Below are 18849 nucleotides of genomic sequence, written 5' to 3'. Positions count from 1 at the left end.
GGCGAAGTTCTGTAGAATCTAGGATCACGTGCACCGTTTCCTCTGGAGCGAAGGAGCCCTGGACTTGAAGAGCAGTTGCGTCTCGCGTCGGGTCTTTCTGGGCGGAGCGGCCACATCGGCCTTCGCCTTCACGTTCGTGTCCCGCGACGTGCTGGGCGGCGAGGGCAAGCAGGCGGCCAGCGACAAGCTGAACATCGCCTGCATCGGCGTGGGCGGCAAGGGCGGCGGCGATGTGGCCGGCGTGTCGAGCGAGAACATCGTGGCCTTGTGCGACGTGGACGAGAAGAAGGGCGAGGGCTCGTTCAAGGCGCACCCGAACGCGAAGAAGTTCAAGGACTTCCGCGTCATGCTCCAGGAGCTGGACAAGCAGATTGACGCGGTGACGGTTTCCACGGCCGACCACGTTCACGCCCCGGCCTCGATGATGGCGATGAAGATGGGCAAGCACGTCTTCTGCCAGAAGCCGCTCACCCACTCGATCTTCGAGGCCCGCGAGCTCACCAGGCAGGCCAAGGCCTCCAAGGTCGCCACCCTCATGGGGATCCAGGGGCACTCCTCCGAGCAGATCCGCCTCATCTGCGAGTGGGTGTGGGGCGGCGTGCTGGGGCAGGTGCGCGAGGTGCACTATTGGACCAACCGCCCCATCTGGCCGCAAGGCATTGACAGGCCGAAGGATACACCCCAGGTGCCCGCCCATCTCGACTGGAATCTGTGGCTCGGCCCCGCCCCCGAGCGGCCCTACCACCCCGCCTATCACCCCTTCGCCTGGCGCGGGTGGTGGGACTTCGGGTCGGGCGCGCTCGGCGACATCGCGTGCCACGCGATGGATGCGGCCTTCTGGGCGCTCAAGCTCGGCGAGGCCAAGACCCTGGAGATGGAGGCCGTGAGCTCGCCGGTCAACAACGAGACGGCGCCCAAGTGGTCGCAGATCACCTTCCACTATCCCGCGCGTGGCAACATGGCGCCCGTAAAGGTCGTGTGGAACGACGGTTACGAGGACAAGAGCCGGCCGAAGGAGCTGGAGGTGCCTCGACCCAAGGACATGGAGCCGGACCGCAAGCTGCCGGGCGGGATCGGCGGCCAGCTCATCATTGGGGACAAGGCGACGATTCTGGCGGGCGTCTACGCCGATGGCGCCCGGATCGTGCCGGAGGCCAAGTTCCAGGAGCTCAAGAGCAGCCTCCCCGCGAAGAGCATCCCGCGGTCGCCCGGCCACTACCAGGAGTGGCTCCGCGCCTGCAAGGGCGGTGAGCCGGCGGGCGCCAACTTCGCCGACTACGCGGGCCCCCTCACCGAGATGGTGCTCCTGGGCAATCTGGCCATCCGCACAGGCAAGAAGGTGGTCTGGGATGCCGAGCAGATGAAGGTCACCAACGTCCCCGAGGCCAACCAGTACATCGCCCGCGAGTACCGGAAAGGCTGGACGCTCTAAGGGTGCTTCCTACAGGCGGTCCGAGGGGTTCCTGCGTCATGGGGCGCTCAGCGGTACGGCGCCGCCGCGGCGCAGCCCCGGGCTGCCCCATGCCTCGTGCGAATGCCGCTTGACAGGAACGCAGCCCGCATGTACTGTGACAGACGCTGTTGCCGCCTCCTTGCCCCGGTCAATTGAGGACCGAACGACCATGGTGCGAAGCCACAGGAGACTCGGCGCAGCCCGTCTGGCTCTCGTGCTCGCCGCCATCGTCCTCCCTGCACACGCCACGCTCCTGACTTGGGACGCCGACACCGGCTCCGTTGGCGCGCAGGACGGGGGCGGTATCTGGGACACCGCGAACGCGAACTGGTGGACGGGTGCGGCCAACGCGACCTGGAACAACGCCACGCCCGACCAGGCGATCTTCGGCGCGGCGTCGGGCGTGGCCGGCACTGTCACGCTCGGCTCTGCCATCACCGCGGGCAACATCACGTTCAACGCGCCCGGCGCCGGCAACTATGTGATCGCGGGCGTCGGCAACACGCTCACGCTCTCGGGCTCGCCCACCATCGCGGCCAACGTCAACGCCACGCTCGCCGCGCCGTTGGCGGGCACCGGCTTCACGAAGAGCGGCGCCGGCACGCTCACCCTCGCGGGCAACAACACGTACACGGGCGCGACCATCGTGTCGGCCGGCACGTTGCGGATTGGGAACCAGGCCTATCTCATCACGAACAACACCACGTCGAACCAGGCCTGGGGCGGCTCGCTGGGCTACGACTTCACGGTGGCCGCCGGCCAGCCGATCACTGTCACGCACCTGGGCTTCTACGATGCCGGAGTGAATGGGCTCACGGCTGCCCACAACGTGTACATCACCTCGGTGGGCGGCGGCACCACCTATGCCGCGGCGGTCGTGCCCGCCGGCACCGGCGCGGCGCTCAGCTACGGCTACCGCTTCGTGCCCCTGGCAACGCCCGTCGTTCTCGCCCCGGGCAACTACACCGTCTGGGGCGACAGCTACAACGTGGACCCGAACTACAATACGATGAGCGTCGCTATGAGCGCGGGGCCGGTGGATGGAGGGCCAGCCGCCAATCTCACCTTCATCGGCACCAGCCGCTATGGGAATCCCCCGGGGAACACCTACCCGACGAATGTGGACGGCGGCCCTGCCTACCGCTACGGCGGGGCGAGTTTCCAGTTCTACGACCCCGACGTGACGTATCTGCCCACGGGCACGGCCGTGACGCTGTCCGCGGCGGGCGCTGCGCTGGATCTCAACGGGATCAGCCAGACGATTGGCTCGCTGGCCGGCGTGGCCGGCACGAACGTGTACCTGGGCGGAGGCACCCTCACGGCCGGCGGCGACAACTCGAGCACGACCTTCGCCGGCACCCTCTCCGGCACGGGCGGCCTCACCAAGGCGGGCTCCGGCACCCTCATCCTCTCGGGCGCGAACACCTACTCGGGCGCGACGACGGTGAACGCCGGCGCGCTCCGGTTGACCAACTCGAACGCGCTGAGTGGCTCGTCGGGCGTCACGGTGCTCAACACGACCGTGGCCGGCGGCACCGGCACGCAACTCGAGCTTCAGAACAACATCACGGTGAACGGCGTCGCGGTGACGCTCAATTCGAACAACGCCAGCAACTACCGCACGGCGCTCCGCAGCAGCAGCGGCAACAACGTGTGGAACGGCGACGTCATCCTGAATGGCAATGGCCTGGACCAGCTCTACGTGGAGAGCGGAACCTTCAGGATCAACGGCGATCTGAGCGCCGGCCTCGGCGGCTTCACCGGCACGATCTTCGTGCGGGGGGGCGGAGGAACAGGGACGATCGCCGGCAGCATCAACGCGCCGAACGCCGTCCTGAACAAGACGGACAACAGCACCTGGGTCGTGGGCGCGGCGGGCGAGTCCTACGTTTGGGGCAACACCCAGGTCTCGGTCGGCACCCTGCGCATGGGCGCCGCCAATGTGCTGCCCAGCACCACACTGCTCACGATGGGGCAGGGCGACACGAACAGCGCCACGCTCGACCTCAATGGCAACAGCCAGACCGTATCGGGCCTGGCCTTCAACAGCACCGGCGGCACGAAGGCGATCACCAGCGCCACGGCGGCCACGCTCACGGTCAACAACTCGGCCAACTACTCATATGGCGGCGTGCTCAGCGGCGCGGGCCTCGCGCTCACCAAACAGGGAAGCGGCTCCCTGACCCTCGGAGGCTCGGCGGCCAACACCTACGGTGGCCTGACCACCGTGGCCGGCGGCGTGCTGACGCTCCAGAAGTCGGCCGGCGTCAATGCCGTGGGCGGCAACATCCTGGTCAACGCCGGCACCCTCAGCCTCGCTGCCGCCCACCAGATCCCGAACACCGCCGACATCATGGTCAACGGCTCGGCCATCTTCACCACCCAAGGCAACGCCGAGACGGTGGACGACGTCACCATCAACTCGACAGGCGCCTCCGTTCTCAGCAACCTCACAGTCAATGGGGTGCTGACCATCACCGCAGGCATCCTGCACGACGTGAACAGCGGCGCCTCCCTCACGGCTAACGCAATGAGCCTGAGCGGCGCCAGCAATCTGCGGCTGGGCGCCAATAGCGGCGACACGACTCTGCACATCGGCGCCGGCGGCCTCACGATGAACGGCGCCACCCTGCAACTCGGCCAGCTCGGCGGCGCGCCCACCGCTCTGGTCAACCTGGCGGGCGACTTCACCGGCACGGGAAGCAACAGTATCCTGAACCCCAACACCAGCGGCCCGCGCTTCCTCGACCTCATGGGGGCGACCCGCGTCTTCGATATTCTCAGCGGCACCACCAGCATCACGCCCGTGATCCGCAACGGCGGACTCACCAAGACAGGAGCCGGCACCCTGGTTCTGAGCGCGGCCAGCACCTATGCCGGCGCCACAATCATCTCGGGCGGCACGCTGGCCATCACTGGCAATGGCTCGCTGGCCGGCAGCTCGATCATCCACGTGGACGCCTTCTTCGATGTCTCGGCGGTCGCCGGCGGCGTCTACGCCCTGGCCGCCGGCCAGACGCTCACGGGGAACGGCGCGGTGATCGGCAACCTCGACGTGGCGCTCGGGTCGCTCATCTCGGCAGGCAACACCCCAGGCCATCTCCTGGTGGATGGCAGCTACGTCCAGAGCGGCACGATGCTCGCCGAACTGGGCGGCACGGGCCAGGGCACCACCTACGACTGGATCGAGGTCGTCGGCATGCCCGGCACCGCCGTCCTGGGCGGGGTGATTAACGTGGACCTCGTGAGCGGCTTTGTGCCGCAGCCGGGCGACTACTTCGACGTGCTGACGGCCACCGGGGGCATCTCGGGCTTCGGGGCGGTGACCTTCGACTTCGCCGACGCCCAGGGCGGGCCGATCTGGTGGCCGAGCATCGTGGAGTTGCCCGACGGCTCGCAGGCCTTGCGCCTCGCCGTCTCGCCCGAACCGGCCACGCTCACGCTGCTTGCGCTCGGCGGCCTGGCCCTCCTGCGTCGCCGAGGTCGGCGAGGTGGGTGATTCCCGGCCGAACGCCGCTTGACTCCTGCCCCGCTTTGGCTATTCTGTCTGTCGTGCCCCAACTCCACTCCGTGCCGCTAGGAGGCTCTCATGCGTCGCCGGATGCCGTCATTGTTTGCGTGCCTGTTAGCTATGGGCTGGGTGACTGGCGGAGCGTGGCTCGCCGTGGGCGGCGAGGCCGTCGGGGCGGATCCTGCGCTTTTCCAGAAGATCCGTACGGCCAAGGTGGGCGAGGCGACCGGCGAGTTCCAGGCCATCGCCAACAAGGCGGTCGAGTCGCTGGGCGACCCCGCGCTGCGCAGGGAGCTGGAGAAGCACCTCGCGGCGCTCGTGGCAGACAAGCAAGCCAGCCCCGACGCGCGCAGCTTCGCGTGCCGCCAACTCATGATGATGGGCACCGCGGCCAGCGTGCCTGCCCTGGCCACGCTGCTCCCCGACGAGCAGCTCTCGCACATGGCCCGCTATGCGCTTCAGCCGATGCCCTGCCCCGAGGCAGGCAAGGCACTGCGTGATGCGCTCGCGACGACGAAGGGCGCCACGCTGGTGGGCATTGTCAACTCCGTGGGCGAACGCCGCGATGCCGAGGCAGTCTCCGCGCTCGTCAAGCTGCTCAAGGACGCGGATGCCGCCGTCGCTCTGGCCGCTGCCCGCGCCCTCGGCAAGATCGCAGGGGACGACGCAGCGAAGGCCCTGGCCGCGGCCCGGGCGGGCGCCAGCGGTGCGATGCTCCAGACGGTGACCGACGGCTGGCTGCGCTGCGCCGACGCCTATCTTGCCGCGGGCCAGAAGGACAAGGCAAAGGCGATCTACGAGCCGCTCTATAGCGACAAGGAGCCGAAGAGCGTCCGAGCCGCCGCTCTGCGCGGCCTGGTGGCCGTGGGCGGGGCCGACGCTATCGCCCTCATCCTCAAACCGCTCCAGAGCGGCGATCCCGCGATGCAGGGCGTGGCCGTGTCGTTCATCCGCGACGTGCCGGGCGCCGAGGCCACCAAGGCGTTCGCCGCGGAACTGCCCAAGCTCGCGCCCGCTGCCCAGGCGCTCGTGCTCGAAGCCCTGGCCACGCGAGGCGACAGGGCGGCCACTCCTGCCGTGGTCGCCGCGACTTCGCACCAGGACGAGCGGGTGCGGATAGCCGCTCTCCAGGCCCTTGCAGGGCTGGGCGATGCCGCCGTGGTGCCGCTGCTCGTGAAGGCCGCCGCCGGCGACAAGGCGCCCGAGGCCGACGCCGCGCGCGCCTCGCTCAACGTCCTCAAGGGCGACGGCGTGAACGCCGCCATCCTGGCCGAACTGAAGAGGGCCGACGCCAAGGGCCGCGCCGAGCTGATCAAGACGCTCGCCGCGCGCCGCGCCGAGGACACGGTGCCCGAACTGCTCAGGTGCGCCGAAGATGAAGACGAGGGGGTTCGCCGCGAGGCGTTCACCGCCATCGGCAAACTGGCCAACGACAAGACCTTCCCCGCCCTCGTCGCGCTGCTCGTGAGGGCCAAGGGCGACGAGGCACTCAAGGCCGCCGAACGGGCCGTGCTCACGGTGGCCCGCGACCTCAAGGATGAGGCGGGACGCGCCGACGCCCTCGTGGCCGCACTCGCCAAGGCCACGCCGGCCGGCAAGGCCGCCGTCCTGCGCGTCCTCGGCCGCTTCGGGGGCGACAAGGCTCTGGCCGCCGTCCGCGCCGCCGTGGGCGATGCCGACGCCTCTGTGCAGGATGCCGCGCTGCGCACCCTGGCCGACTGGCCCGATGCCGCGCCTGCCGACGACCTGCTCAAGACCGTGCGGGAGACCAAGAACGAAACCCACCGCGTGCTGGCCCTGCGCGGCTACGTGCGCATGCTTGCCTTGCCCAGCGACCGGCCGATCGAGGACGTGCTGAAGCGCTATGATGAGGCGATGAAGCTCACCACGCGCGCCGAGGAGAAGAAGCAGGTGCTCGCCATGATGGCCGAGCTGCGGCATCCGGCCGTGCTCAAAGCCCTGGAGCCCTACGCGGCCGACGCGGCCCTCAAGGCCGAGGCCGAGGCCGCCATCAAGAAAGTGACCGAGGCGATGAAGGCCCCCGCGAGAGTCTCGGCCTCGCACAACTCCGACAAGGCCGGCAACGCCACCGACGGCAAGGCCGACACCCGCTGGGACACCGGCGCGGCCATGGCCGGCGGCGAGTGGTTCCTCATCGAGCTGCCCGTCGAGCAGGTGGTCACGAAGGTCACGCTCGACACCAGAGGCTCGGGCGGCGACTACCCGCGCGGCTACGAGGTCTACCTCTCGCGCGACGGCAAGGCCTGGGGCCAGCCGGTGGCCAAGGGCGAAGGCAAGGGCGCAGTGACCGAGATCCCCCTCAAGGCGGGCTTCGGCCGCTTCATCAAGATCATGCAGACCGGCAAGAGCGAGGGGCTCTTCTGGTCAATCCACGAGCTCAAAGTCGAGACGAAGCCGACGCCGTGAGCCGCGAGCAGGCGCGGCGAGTTTCCGGGGCCTGCCGCCACGGGCAGGCAGGCAAACACTTGTTGCAGGAGGTCAGGCATCATGAGCAGGTGCCGGGTGATGGGCGCATTGGCCTTGGGTCTGGTGGTCTCGCTGAGCGACGGCGCTAAGGCAGCGGAGGACAAGGGGGCGCAGCCGGTTGCTGTGACGGAACTGCCGGCTGCGGTGGCCGACGCGGTGACGAAGCTCTGCCCCGAAGGCAAGATCACCGCGGCGAAGAAAGAGGCGGACCGCGATGACAAGGGGCAGCTGAAGGAGATTGACTTCGACCTCGAGGTCGCCATGAAGAGCGGCAAGGTCCACAAGGTTGAGATTGACGCGACGCCCGAGGGCGCCCCGAAGCTCGAAGAGAGCGAGGCGCACGGGCCGGTGGCCGAAGCCGATCTCCCGGCCGTCGTTATCGAGACGGCGAAGAAGCTCTGCCCCGAGGGCAAGATAGGCGAAGGCGAGCGCCGAGCGCGGTTCAACAACGGCAAGGTCGAGTGCGAGTACGAGATCCCACTCACAGTCACAGGCAACCAGAAGGCCGAACTCAAGGTCGGCCTGGACGCCGAAGGCGCCCTGCGGTCCACTCGCCTGACGGCGCCCACGGGCGCGGCGGATGTGCCCAAGGTGATCGCCGAGCTGCTCAATGTCGTCAGCCCCGGGGCCACTATCGCTGAGGTCGAAAAGCAGACCGAGGCCCGTAACGATAAAGTCCGTGTCGCCTTCGAATTGAAGCTCAAGACGGCGGATGGCAAGTCTCTTCGCGCCGATGTGCGGCTGACCGCGGATGGCCGCATTCGAGGCCTGGAAGTTCGCGAAGACTGAGCCTCGTCGCGCACCGTCCCGAGGGCAGCGCGCCCGCGGCGTGACGGCCCGGGCAGAGGAGCGGAAGCGTGAAGCCCTTGGCCCTCCTGTGCGTGATCCTCGCGGCGTCCCTGCGCGCCGCGTCGGTGCCCCCCAAGCCGTTTGCCAACGTGACTGAGGAGTCGGGCGTCGCTGCCGCGGTCCGAGCGCACTACGACGCTGTGCCGATATGGTGGCTCAGCGGGATCGATCTGGTGGACCTCGATGGCGATGGCGACCTCGACCTGCACCTCGGCGGCCACGGCTCGCCGGCCGCTGCCGCCAGCAACGACGGCAAGGGGCATTTCACGTATGTGGACCCGAAGCTGGCCGTGCCACGCGGCGTGCGCGCAGGCGACGATATTCCGTATCCCGGCGGCGAGATCCGCCTCGCCCACGACTTCGATGAGGACGGCAAGCTCGACATCCTGGCCTCATGGCACGACGGCGGGGGCGTGCTCTACCGCAATGCCTGCCAGCCCGGTGCCTGGAACTTCACGCGGCCGCGCACACTCGACCACTTCAACCGCGCGTGCGCCATCGCGGACCTCGACGGCGACGGCATTGCTGACTATCTGGCCGACGAGGGGGGGCGCGACAGCCGCAAGATCCTACTCTTCCGAGGCAAGGGCGGTGGCTCGTTCGGCGCCGGCGCGCCCATCGAAGTCGGCACGCAGGAAACGTGCCCGATCCCCGCGGACCTGGATGGCGATGGCGACCTCGATTTCCTGGTGACCCGCCGTGGCTACAACCCGCCCGGCCGGCGCATCCTGCGCAACGACGGCGGGCTGCGCTTCACCGACGTGACGGTCGAGGCGGGGCTGAACCCGGAAGGCGGGAGCATTCACGGCGTGGGCGACCTCGACCTGGACGGTGACTTCGACCTGATCTGCGTCGAGGGCGCCAAGCCGCCCCTGCGTCTCGCCCTCTACCTGAACGACGGGCAGGGACGATTCGCCGCAAAGCCCGACGCCATCGCCGGCGGCGACAGGCTGCGCTTCGCCCACACGAACTGGGGCGGGGCCGTGGCCACGGACCTCGACAACGACGGCGTGCCTGACATCCTGATCAACGGTCGCCACTTCGTCTACATTCTCCGCGGGCTGGGCGGGGGACGCTTCGAGGTGATGAACGAGGCATGGGGCCTGCCCACGGGCGCGTGGTCGGCGGTGGACGAGGGCCTGTGCTTCGGCGATATTGAGGGCGATGGCGACCTCGACCTCCTCACCTGCGGCAAAGGCCCTGAGGGCAGGGAGAAAGGCGTCGAGGTCTTCCGCAACGACCTGCCGAGGCAGCGCTGGCTCCGCGTGCGTCTCCTCGGAGCGAAAGGCAACCGCGCCGCCACGGGAGCGAGGATCGAGGTCTTCGAGGCCGGCACACGGAACCGCCTGGGGCACGAGCAGGTGGCGATCTGGGGCAGGCAGAGCTTCCACAGCTACTACGCCGCCTCGGCTACCGAGCGGCATTTTGGCCTTGGCGCGCGGGAGGCAGCCGACGTGGCCGTCGAGTTCTACCCCTCGCGGCGGCGGGTCGCGCAGAGCGCGGTGAAGGCCGACTCCGTGGTCGAGATCCGCGAGCCGTGACGCCTGGCCCGCGCCGGGCATGGAACGGGGGAGCCTTCCCGCTTGCTACGGAAGGCTCCCCCTTCTCGCTTGCGCCATCGCGCAAACTCAGGCGTCCGCGGTGCCGGGCACGGGAATCTCCTCGGCGGGGAGCTGGATCGCCCCCTTCTCGAAGTCCTCCGGCGCCGGTGTGAACGCCAGCTTGCCGTACTGGCCATCGGGTTTGGCCACGTCGCTGTAGCGGACCGCCTGGCCCGTGTAGGCCGAGATGCGGCCCATGATGCCCACGAGCGTGCTGTCGGCCACCTCTTGCGACTCGTTGATCGGCTTGCCCTTCACAATGCTGTTGATCAGGTCCACGTGCTCCTGCACGTAAGGGTTGTCGTGGCCCGGGAACTCGGGGACCTTGGGCTTCTCCTTGGAGTGGAGAACGACGCGGCCGCTGCGCACGATGCCCTTCTCGCCGATCAACTCCTCGCCCTCGCGGCTCCAGGTGCCCTGGACCTGCCGCGAGAGGCTGTGGACGTGGATGCCGCCCTTGAAATTGTAGTCCACGCTGAAGAAGTCGTACTGGTTGCCCGTCTTGCGCCGCGCGCGCCCGCCCATGGCCACGGCATGGGTGGGCAGAGCGCCGAGGAACCAGATCATCACATCAATATTGTGTACGTGCTGTTCGATGATGTGGTCGCCCGACATCTGCACGAAATTGATCCAGTTCCTCGTGATGTACTCGATATCGCTCCAGCCGGGCTGCCGCTCGTTGCGCCAGGCCGAGCCGCCGCACCAGTAGACGGCGCCGCCCCAGATGGTGCCCACGGCCCCGTCCTCGACGAGCTTGCGGCCGGCCAGGTAGACCTGCTGGTGGCGACGCTGGGTGCCGGCCACCACCGAGAGGTTCTTCTTCGTGGCCTCCTCACCCGTCGCGATGATGCGCTGGCCGCCCACGGGGTCCACGCAGACCGGCTTCTCCATGAAGATGTGCTTGCCCGCCTTCACCGCGGCCTCGAAGTGCAACGGGCGGAAGACGGGGGGCGTGGCCAGCAGCACCACGTCCACGCCGCTGTCGAGCAGCTTCTTGTAGCCGTCGTAACCTTCGAAGCATCGGGAGTCGGGGATCTCCAGGCCGTCCTGCTTCAGGCGCTCGCGGGTCTTCTCGAGCGGGTCTTTGTAGACGTCGGCGAGGGCGGCGATCTTCACCTCGGTGTTGAGGAACTTGCCCGCTTCGAGGAAATTGATGGCCGCGCCGCGCCCGCGGCTGCCGCAGCCCACGAGGCCCGCGGTAAGGGGCTTGCCCGCCTGCCCGCGCGCCGTCGCGCCCACGATCGTGAACGCGCCGAAGGCCGCCCCAGCGGCCAGCGCCCCCTGCATGAAGTCCCGCCTCGATACGCCTTTCTTCTCGCTCACGTGCCTGCCTCCTGGAGAGAATGAAACGATAGAACCCGTCGGCGACGCGCTCCAGTCTATCGCACGCCTGCCGCCGCTGCAAGCGCGGGGCTCCGGGTTAGTCGGACCCGGCCTTCTCGCTGTCGGGGGGGTGGGGCAGCATGCCCACCTCGCCGGCGAGCTCGACGAACTGCCGAACCGAGAGATCGGTCACCCGCTTCTCGTGCTTCTTGAGGCGCTCGTTGAACTTGATGGCCTTCTCCTGCATGTGCTCGTGCGTCTCTTGCGAGCCCCCCAGAAGCCGGAAATTATCCATCTTGGTGATCCGGACGTGGCCATCGTCGTTGTCCAGACCGATGCCATGGACCGGTCCCGCGATCCTCGCTCGTGCCAGCCTCTCGGCCTCTTCTTTCTTCACTCGCGCGTTCTCCTGCGTTTCGCTGATTATAGGGCAGGGGCGGGATGTGTGTCAAAGCCGTTTTCACCGCCTTGACAACCCCGCGGCGCATCTGCTAGTATCCGCATGGGAGCCCCGCGGCCGCTCGTGCGACGGAAGGGATCATGCTGAGGATAGCAAGCCTGGCAGCCGGCCTGCTGTTGGCGGCGCTGCCGGCGGTGGCGCTGGAGCGTCCGGGCGAAGGACCGCCCGGCCTGGTGAACTCCATCGTCGCCATCGTGAACAACGAGCCGATCACAAAGCTCGAGGTGGACGGCCTCGTGGCCGAAATGTACCGCGAGGCGCCCGACCTCTCGCCCGACGAGTACCGCGCCACCTGGAACAAGGCCCGCGAGACCCTGATCGAGAGCCGGCTGCTGGTGTTGGAGGCCCGTCGCCGGCGCATCGAGGTGCCCCCCGAGGCCGTCAACGCCGAGGTGGAGCGGTTGGCCAAGGCGGGCATCAAGGCCGAAGACCGCCGCGACATGATCCGCGAGAACCTGATGGTCGGGCGAATGCTCTCCACGCTCTACTCGGCCCGCGCCATCAGCCCCGACGAGGTGGCCGACTACTACGAGAAGCACCGCGACGACTTCCTGCTGCGCGAGCAACGCCAGGTGTCGCTCATCATGCTGCGCGCCGCCGACTTCGGCGGCGACAAGACTGCGGTGAGGCGAAAGGCGCAGGAGATCGTGGCCGAGCTGAAGAAGGGCGAGGACTTCGCCCTGCTGGCGCGTCGCTACTCGAAAGGGCCCGCCGCCGACAAGGGCGGCGACCAGGGTTGGATGAGAAAGGGCTCGCTGATCCCGGCGCTGGACGAGGCAGTCTTCCGCCTCAAGCCGGGCGAGTTCAGCGAGCCGATCGAGTCGGGCGACAGCTTCCTCATTGTGAAGGTGGCAGGTGTGCAGCCCGCGAGCCGCCAGTCGCTGGCGGAGGCTCGGCCGGCCATCGAGCGCCAGCTCCAGGCCGACGAGCGCCAGCGGCGGCGCGAACAGCTCATCGAGCGGCTGCGCAGCGAGGCCTCGATCCTGAGGTTCGACTTCGTGCCCGCCGATGCCCCGCGGGAGTGAAACGCGGCGCGGCGCGTCGGCGCGGCGCCCGACGGCGACCGCCATGAAGCCTGCGAGATTCTGCACCCTGCTGGCCGTTGGCTGCCTCGCGGCCGCTCTGGTGCGCGACGACCGGCGCACCGACGGCTGGGCCTCGGGCTCTGGTTCGATCGAAGTCCATGCCAGGCTCCGCCGCGGCACCGGCCTTGAGCCGCCGACGGCGGAAGCCGTCCGCGACGCCATCGCAGCCGCGGGTGGAGAGGGCCTTGCGGTGGGGTTCCAGTTGCTGGGCCATCGGGACGCCGCGGTACGGGCGGGAGCCGCCCTGTTTCTCGGCGCGCAACGGTCGCGGCTGGCCGTGCCCGGGATCGTGCGGCTCCTGCGCGACCCGGAGCCGAGCGTGCGCTGCGCCGCGGCCGATGCCCTGGGCGCCATCGGCGACCCCCAGGCGCTGCCGTTCCTCGACCGCGCCGTCGGTGAAGGCGACCCCAGCGTGGCCGATGCGGCGCTGCGCGCGGCGCACCGTATCCGCGCAGCCAGCGAGCGCCCGCCCCGGGCCAGGCCCCCAGTTCCCGTCGGCAGATGAACGCTCAAGCGCCGGCGACGGCCTGCCAACGGCGGGGTGTGGCCGCCTCGAGTCGCAGCAGCACGCCATCGTAAGGGGCGACCCTCATCCGCAGCCTGTTGTTGAGGAGGCGCAGGCGCCGGCCGGTCTGGAGATCGCGCGCGTGGCGGAACCGCCCGAGCGCCCGGCTCACGCGCAGCCGGGCTTCCGACGCCGCGGCCTTCGGGTTGAGGGCGCAAAGGAAGCCGAGGCCGCTCGCGCCAGCAATCAGGCGCACGAGTGGCCCGGGCGCTGTGGTGATGACCCGCTGTTTGAGTCTGGCGAGGGCCAGTGAGTCGAGGATCACCTGCGCGTAGCTCCTATCGCCCGTGCGCGCGAAGCCCAGAGCCGGCCAAGTGCCGATCAGGCGGGTGGTGCCGGACCCGAGCGCGTGGTCCACGATGGCCGCTGTGCCGTCGGCGAACGCCGACTTCGCCCGTCCGCCTGTGGCTTCGAGCGGCTCGCGGCATCCGAAGCACGGGTAGGGCCCCCTCCGTCCGGAGAATGTGGGGATCGAATCGCCCGAGACTGTCTCAGCGGCATCCAGGGCGCGCGCCCCGAACAGCGCGACGAGGCCGTGGCGAGGCGTCTCGCGCGTGGTGGCGCCCCGCTCGTCGAAGCGCGCCACGCCCGCCTCGGCCACAAGGCAGCCGCCGGCCTCCACGTAGGCACGGAGCGCGTCCGCCGTGGTCGGGCTCACCGACAGAGACATCGGCAGGTATGCCACGGGATAGGGCGCCAAGCCGTCGGGCGGCGCGAACTCCACCTGTGCTCCACGCGAGCCCAGCGCCTCGTAAGCGCCACTCATGGCCTCCCAGTAGGAGCCTGCGCCCTCATCGCTCGCGGCCCAGAATCGCTCGGATTCGCGCACGACGACTACGGCGGCCTCCGCGGGGAAGGGCTTTGCAGTCGCCAGATCGGGGTGGCGGGCGAGCAAGCGGCCGAAGCTCAGAAGCTCCTCGAGCCGCGGGCTGGGGGCGCCATCGGGCCGCGCCAGGCCGGGCCGGATGCCCAGGCCCGCCTGGAGGTCCGGACGCCAGGCCTCGTAGACCAGCGAGGCGCCAGGCACGGCCAGGCTGCTCCATGCCTGGAGCCGCACCTGCTCGGCCGTGTGGGCTGGGAGGCCGACGACCCAGAAGGGCCTGTGCCGCGCGAAGGCGACCGCTTGGTCGGCCACGCGGTGGGGCAGGAAGCCGTTTGCTTCGAAGCCCCATTCCATGTTGCCGGCGTCGCAGGGCGGCGCTTCGCCGACCCGCGCGACGAGCAGAACGGTCAGGCTGTCCGATACTTCAGCCACATCCTTCGCCCAAGAGCGCAGCTCAGCGGCGTCGGGCCGCGCGGCGCGGGCACGGAACGTTGGGGTCACGAGAACGCGCAGTCCGCACCGTGCCGCCAGCGCGGCTTGGCGCGACAACGCCGCCTGGTTTCGCAGACCCTCCCAGGGGGCCGGGAGCACGACTCCCTCGAAACCCGAGCGGGCCATCGTGGCGAAGTCTCGCTCCCACTCGCTCTCGGGGGGCGGCTCAGCGCGATAGTACTGCACAGCGCGTCTGGCCATCGGCGGTTCCGGCGCTAGAGCTCGGCCACGCCCTCGAAGACCTGCTCGGCGGGGCCGGTGAGGTACACGTTGCCATCGGCAGCCCACTCGAGCTCCAGGTCGCCGCCGAGGAGATGGAGGAGCAGGACACGGTCGGTCTTCTGGTTGAGCACGCCGGCCACACACGTGGCCGATGCGCCAGTGCCGCAGGCGAGGGTTTCGCCCGAGCCGCGCTCCCACACACGCATCTTCGCCTCGCCGGCCGAGAGCACCTGCACGAACTCCACGTTCGTGCGCCTGGGGAAGAGGCGGTGGTTCTCGATGAGCGGGCCGTAGAGGGCTACGGGGTAGCGGTCCGTGTCATCCACGTAGATGATGCAGTGCGGGTTGCCCATGGACACGGCGGTGAAGCGAAAGGAGAGAGGGCCCTGGCCTGGGACATCGATCGAGAGTTCGTCGTTGAGGGCCTGGCCGGGCGGCCCTTGCATGGGAATCTGGCTCCGCTCGAGGCGTGGGGCGCCCATGTTCACCCGCACGCGCCGTGCCTTGCCGCCTTCGGCAGTGATGCGCACGATGCGGATGCCGGCGCCGGTCTCGATGCGGGCCTCGTCGCCCTTCACCAGGCCGCGGTCATAGAGGTATTTGGCGAAGCAGCGGATGCCGTTGCCGCACATCTCGGCCTCGGAGCCGTCGGCGTTGAACATCCGCATCCGGTAGTCGGCCTGGGCCGACGGGAGGATGAGGATGATGCCGTCGCCGCCCACGCCGAAGTGCCGGTCGCTCAAGCGCACAGCGAGGCGCGCCGGGTCGGGGAACTCGCGCTCGCGGCAGTCAATGTAGACGTAGTCGTTCCCGCATCCGTGCATTTTCACAAACGGGATTCGCATGGGCCCTGCTTCCTTTCCAAGAGGCGGCCCGCATTATAGGAGCGCGCGCAGATGGAGTCAAACCAGAGGGCTTGCCGGGCAGGGAGGACGGATGGGATGGATGGGGACGAGGAGCCTCCGGTCTTGCACCTCACGCCTTCGTCGCCTTGTCGAACCATTCCCCCCTTGCATCTTCCGCCCGAATCGTTAGCCTAGGAGCCTGTCCAGGAATCCCCGTGGGCTGCGTTGCCGGCGCCAGCGGGCCGTCTGCAAGGCGCGGCTCCGCAGGCGATGCTACGGAGCGCATCGCTGAGGAGACGCAACGCGGCAGACGCTCCGCTGCCGCCGCAACCCGAAGGGACGCCGCGACTTCTGGCCGCAGGCGTTGTCGCACGTCGTCAGCGATGCTCTCCGTTGCATCGCCTCCTCCGTGCTCCTAGCCTGCGGCCAGAATCGCGGGCGTCGCAGTCCCACGCGGATTCTTGGACAGGCTCCTAGAGGCCAGTGCGGAGAAGCGCATGCGGCACGACGGGTTCCTCACGATTCTGATTGTCTGCCTGACGGCGGCCTATGGGCCGGCGCTGGTGGTGTGGGCGCCGCAGCCGTTCGAGGACGCGGCGATCCTGATGCGCTACTCGAAGCACGTGGCGGAGGGCCACGGCGTGGTGTGGAATGTCGGCGAGGCGCCCGTGGATGGCGCGACCGATTTCCTCTTCATGCTCGCCGTGGCCGGCCTGCATCGGTTGGGGGTGCCGCTCCAGGACGCCGTGCGCGGGCTGTGCCTCGCCTCGCACTTGCTGACGGTGGCTCTGGTCTACCAGGCGGTGCGTCGGCTTCACGGGTCGCGCCAGTGGATGGCCGCCCTGTCGGCGGCCTACCTGGCGGTCGGGCCGGGGCTGGCCTATACGTCGGCCTGCTTCGGCACGCCGTTCTTCGCGCTCTTCGCGTGCGTCACGTGGATGCTGGCGACGCGCCTCGCCCAGGGTCCGTCGTCGCGCTGGGCCTCAGTTTCGTTCGCGCTCAGCGGACTTGTGATGGGGTTGATCCGGCCCGAGGGGGTGTTCCTGGCCGCATTCATGCTCGCTGCGGTGGTGTTCATGCGGGGCCTGCGGCGGTCCGTCGAACCGATCGCCTGGTTTGTGGGCGTGTTCGCGGTGCTGGGGGGCGCCTATTTCGCCTGGCGGTGGCAGTACTTCGGCTATCCGCTGCCGAACCCGTTCTACAAGAAGGGCGGGGGAGCGCTGCACTGGGACGGGTTGGTGATCGCGGTGCGTGGCGCCGCGCGTTTCTCGCTGCCCTTCATGCTGGCGTTTCTCGCCGGGTTCCGGTCGCGCGAGACCGCTCGGCAAGCAGTCTTCGCCCTCATCCCCATGGCGGGCTTCGTCGGGCTGTGGGTGCTGCTATCGAGCGAGATGAATTACCACTGGCGCTTCCAGTACGCCATCCAGCCGATCTTCCTCATCGCCTGGCCGCCGCTGGCTGAGGGGCTGTTCGCCGAATGGCGGCTGCCGCCGTGGCGGTCGCTGCCGCCGAGGAGCCGTCTCACGGCGGCCGTGGTGGGCGGCGCGGTATTCCTGAGCGTGCTGGCCTACCACCACCGCATGTCGCGGCTTCCTGTGCTCTACGCCGACGGCAACGCGGCGGTGGGGCGAGCGTTGCGCGACTTCCGCGGGAGGGGCTACACCATCGCCGTCAGCGAGGCGGGCCTGCTGCCCCTTTACAGCGAGTGGCGGGCCATTGACACCTGGGGCCTGAACGACCCCTGGATCGCCCACCACGGCGGCATCACCGACGAGTACCTGGCCCGGCAGAACCCCGAGGTGATCGCCTTCCACGCCTACTTCTCGCCGCTCGTGCCGCCCGCCGTCAACACCGAGTGGGACGCGATGACGGTGAAGCTGAAGGCGTATGCGGAGAGGCGGGGTTACGTGCTGGCCGCCGTCTTCGGCGAGACGCCCTATGACACGCAGCACTTCTACGTGCGGCCAGACTTCGCCGACGCGGCGGAGATCATCCGCCGCATCCGGTCCACCGAGTACATCCAGATGAGCACCGGCCGCCGCTGCCTCAATTACGCGCTTGTGCGCTGACCCGTGCCCGCCACATCGAGGCCGCGAGCAGGATCGCCTCGATCATGGAGTTGGGCGAGGCGGTTCCGCGGCCGGCAATGTCGTAGGCCGTGCCGTGGTCCGCGCTGGTGCGGAGGATGGGGAGGCCGAGGGTGACGTTGACGCCGGTGTCGAAGGCCAGGAGCTTGAGGGGGATGAGGCCCTGGTCATGGTACATGCAGATGACGGCGTCGAACTCGCGGCCATTCACGGCGCGGTGGAAGCAGGTGTCGGGCGGCACGGGGCCGCGGGCGTGGATGCCTGCCCGCCTGAGTCGGACGACGGCGGGCTCGATGAGCCGCAGCTCTTCGGTGCCGAAGCGCGAGCCGTCGCTCGCGTGGGGGTTGAGGCCACACACGGCCAGGCGCGGCTCGGGGATGGCAAAGAGGGAGCGAAGCGAGTCGTCCACGACGCTGGCCGTGGCGACGATGGCTTCGGTGGAAATGGCGTCGGGCACGTCGGCCAGGGCGATGTGGTGAGTGACGAGGGCCACGCGCAGCGGCCCGCCTACCAGCATCATCACGGGATGCTCGACACCCAGGAGGTGGCCGAGCAGATCGGTGTGGCCGGCGAAGGGGGAGCCGGCCATGACGATGGCCTGCTTGTGGATGGGGGCCGTGGCGAGGGCGTCGGCATGGCCGTCGCGAACCGCTGCGGCGGCCTGTTCGACGTAGCGAAGAGATGCGCAGCCGCCGTCGCGCGTGGGCTTGCCCGCGAAGAGCAGGCCAGGCGGGCAGTCGCCGAGGTCGAGGACGGCTGTCGAGGCACTGGCGGGCAACCCATCCAGATACGGCCTGCGGGCCACGCCACGAACGTCGCTCTCAATTGTCAGCCAGTCCGCGCGGAGGCCGAGGCGGCGCGCGGCTTCGCGCAGTGCGGCCTCGTCGCCGAAGACGATGGGGCGGCAGACCGCGCGCACGCGTTCATCGGCGAGGGCCTTGACAACGACTTCGGGGCCGATGCCCGCGGGGTCGCCCATCGTAACGGCGATGGCAGGCTTCGCCTGCATTCCAGGCTCCAGGGGGCGGCGCCGGGCGCCAGGGCAA

The 18849-nt window shown here is 69.2% G+C and carries 13 protein-coding genes; 8 read left to right on the top strand and 5 right to left on the bottom strand.

The features are described from left to right. Positions 1-64: 64 nt before the first annotated feature. The 5 genes from PLE19_07470 (at position 65) to PLE19_07450 (ending at position 9841) form a co-directional block, all read left to right on the top strand. Positions 65-1432, top strand: a complete 1368-nt coding sequence (locus PLE19_07470) for a Gfo/Idh/MocA family oxidoreductase (GenBank protein ID HPD14771.1) — start codon at positions 65-67, stop codon at positions 1430-1432. Between the two features lie 190 nt (positions 1433-1622). Beyond that, positions 1623-4952: an autotransporter-associated beta strand repeat-containing protein gene (locus PLE19_07465; GenBank protein HPD14770.1), complete on the top strand. Its 3330-nt coding sequence runs from the start codon at positions 1623-1625 to the stop codon at positions 4950-4952. A 90-nt stretch (positions 4953-5042) separates the two neighbouring features. Further along, positions 5043-7391 carry a HEAT repeat domain-containing protein gene (locus PLE19_07460; GenBank protein HPD14769.1) on the top strand — a complete coding sequence of 783 codons (2349 nt, stop codon included), beginning with the start codon at positions 5043-5045 and terminating at the stop codon, positions 7389-7391. An 81-nt stretch (positions 7392-7472) separates the two neighbouring features. Then, positions 7473-8240, top strand: coding sequence for a hypothetical protein (locus PLE19_07455; GenBank protein HPD14768.1), 768 nt, complete (start codon positions 7473-7475; stop codon positions 8238-8240). A 68-nt stretch (positions 8241-8308) separates the two neighbouring features. Beyond that, positions 8309-9841, top strand: coding sequence for a VCBS repeat-containing protein (locus tag PLE19_07450; GenBank protein HPD14767.1), 1533 nt, complete (start codon positions 8309-8311; stop codon positions 9839-9841). 87 nt (positions 9842-9928) lie between these two features. Here PLE19_07450 and PLE19_07445 read toward each other — a convergent pair whose 3' ends face one another. Beyond that, a complete protein-coding gene (locus PLE19_07445) occupies positions 9929-11224 on the bottom strand; it encodes a Gfo/Idh/MocA family oxidoreductase (GenBank protein HPD14766.1) in 1296 nt (431 codons plus the stop codon). Between the two features lie 97 nt (positions 11225-11321). Continuing rightward, positions 11322-11621, bottom strand: coding sequence for a hypothetical protein (locus PLE19_07440; protein HPD14765.1), 300 nt, complete (start codon positions 11619-11621; stop codon positions 11322-11324). A gap of 143 nt (positions 11622-11764) precedes the next feature. Here PLE19_07440 and PLE19_07435 point away from each other — a divergent pair, with 143 nt between their 5' ends. Together PLE19_07435 and PLE19_07430 are read left to right on the top strand one after the other, a co-directional pair. Then, the gene (locus PLE19_07435; protein ID HPD14764.1) at positions 11765-12709 is read left to right on the top strand and encodes a peptidyl-prolyl cis-trans isomerase; all 945 of its coding nucleotides are present in this window, start codon (positions 11765-11767) and stop codon (positions 12707-12709) included. A gap of 43 nt (positions 12710-12752) precedes the next feature. Beyond that, on the top strand, positions 12753-13274 hold the full coding sequence (locus PLE19_07430; GenBank protein ID HPD14763.1) for a HEAT repeat domain-containing protein: 522 nt from the start codon (positions 12753-12755) through the stop codon (positions 13272-13274). A gap of 4 nt (positions 13275-13278) precedes the next feature. On the opposite strand, the gene PLE19_07425 is transcribed toward PLE19_07430, so the two are convergent. Together PLE19_07425 and dapF are read right to left on the bottom strand one after the other, a co-directional pair. Then, positions 13279-14850: a beta-galactosidase trimerization domain-containing protein gene (locus tag PLE19_07425; GenBank protein ID HPD14762.1), complete on the bottom strand. Its 1572-nt coding sequence runs from the start codon at positions 14848-14850 to the stop codon at positions 13279-13281. A 14-nt stretch (positions 14851-14864) separates the two neighbouring features. Further along, a complete protein-coding gene (dapF, locus tag PLE19_07420; GenBank protein ID HPD14761.1) occupies positions 14865-15710 on the bottom strand; it encodes a diaminopimelate epimerase in 846 nt (281 codons plus the stop codon). Positions 15711-16213: 503 nt separating this feature from the next. Between dapF and PLE19_07415 the strand changes: the two genes are divergently transcribed. Next, complete coding sequence (locus PLE19_07415; GenBank protein ID HPD14760.1) at positions 16214-17785, top strand: hypothetical protein; 1572 nt, start codon at positions 16214-16216, stop codon at positions 17783-17785. Here the strand turns inward: PLE19_07415 and pdxA are convergent. Beyond that, a complete protein-coding gene (pdxA, locus tag PLE19_07410) occupies positions 17763-18812 on the bottom strand; it encodes a 4-hydroxythreonine-4-phosphate dehydrogenase PdxA (GenBank protein HPD14759.1) in 1050 nt (349 codons plus the stop codon). The genes PLE19_07415 and pdxA overlap by 23 nt on opposite strands. Between the last annotated feature and the right edge of the window lie 37 nt (positions 18813-18849).

Source organism: Planctomycetota bacterium, from assembly GCA_035384565.1.
Lineage (GTDB): Bacteria > Planctomycetota > PUPC01 > DSUN01 > DSUN01 > DAOOIT01.
This window is presented reverse-complemented; position numbering and strand designations above follow the sequence as displayed.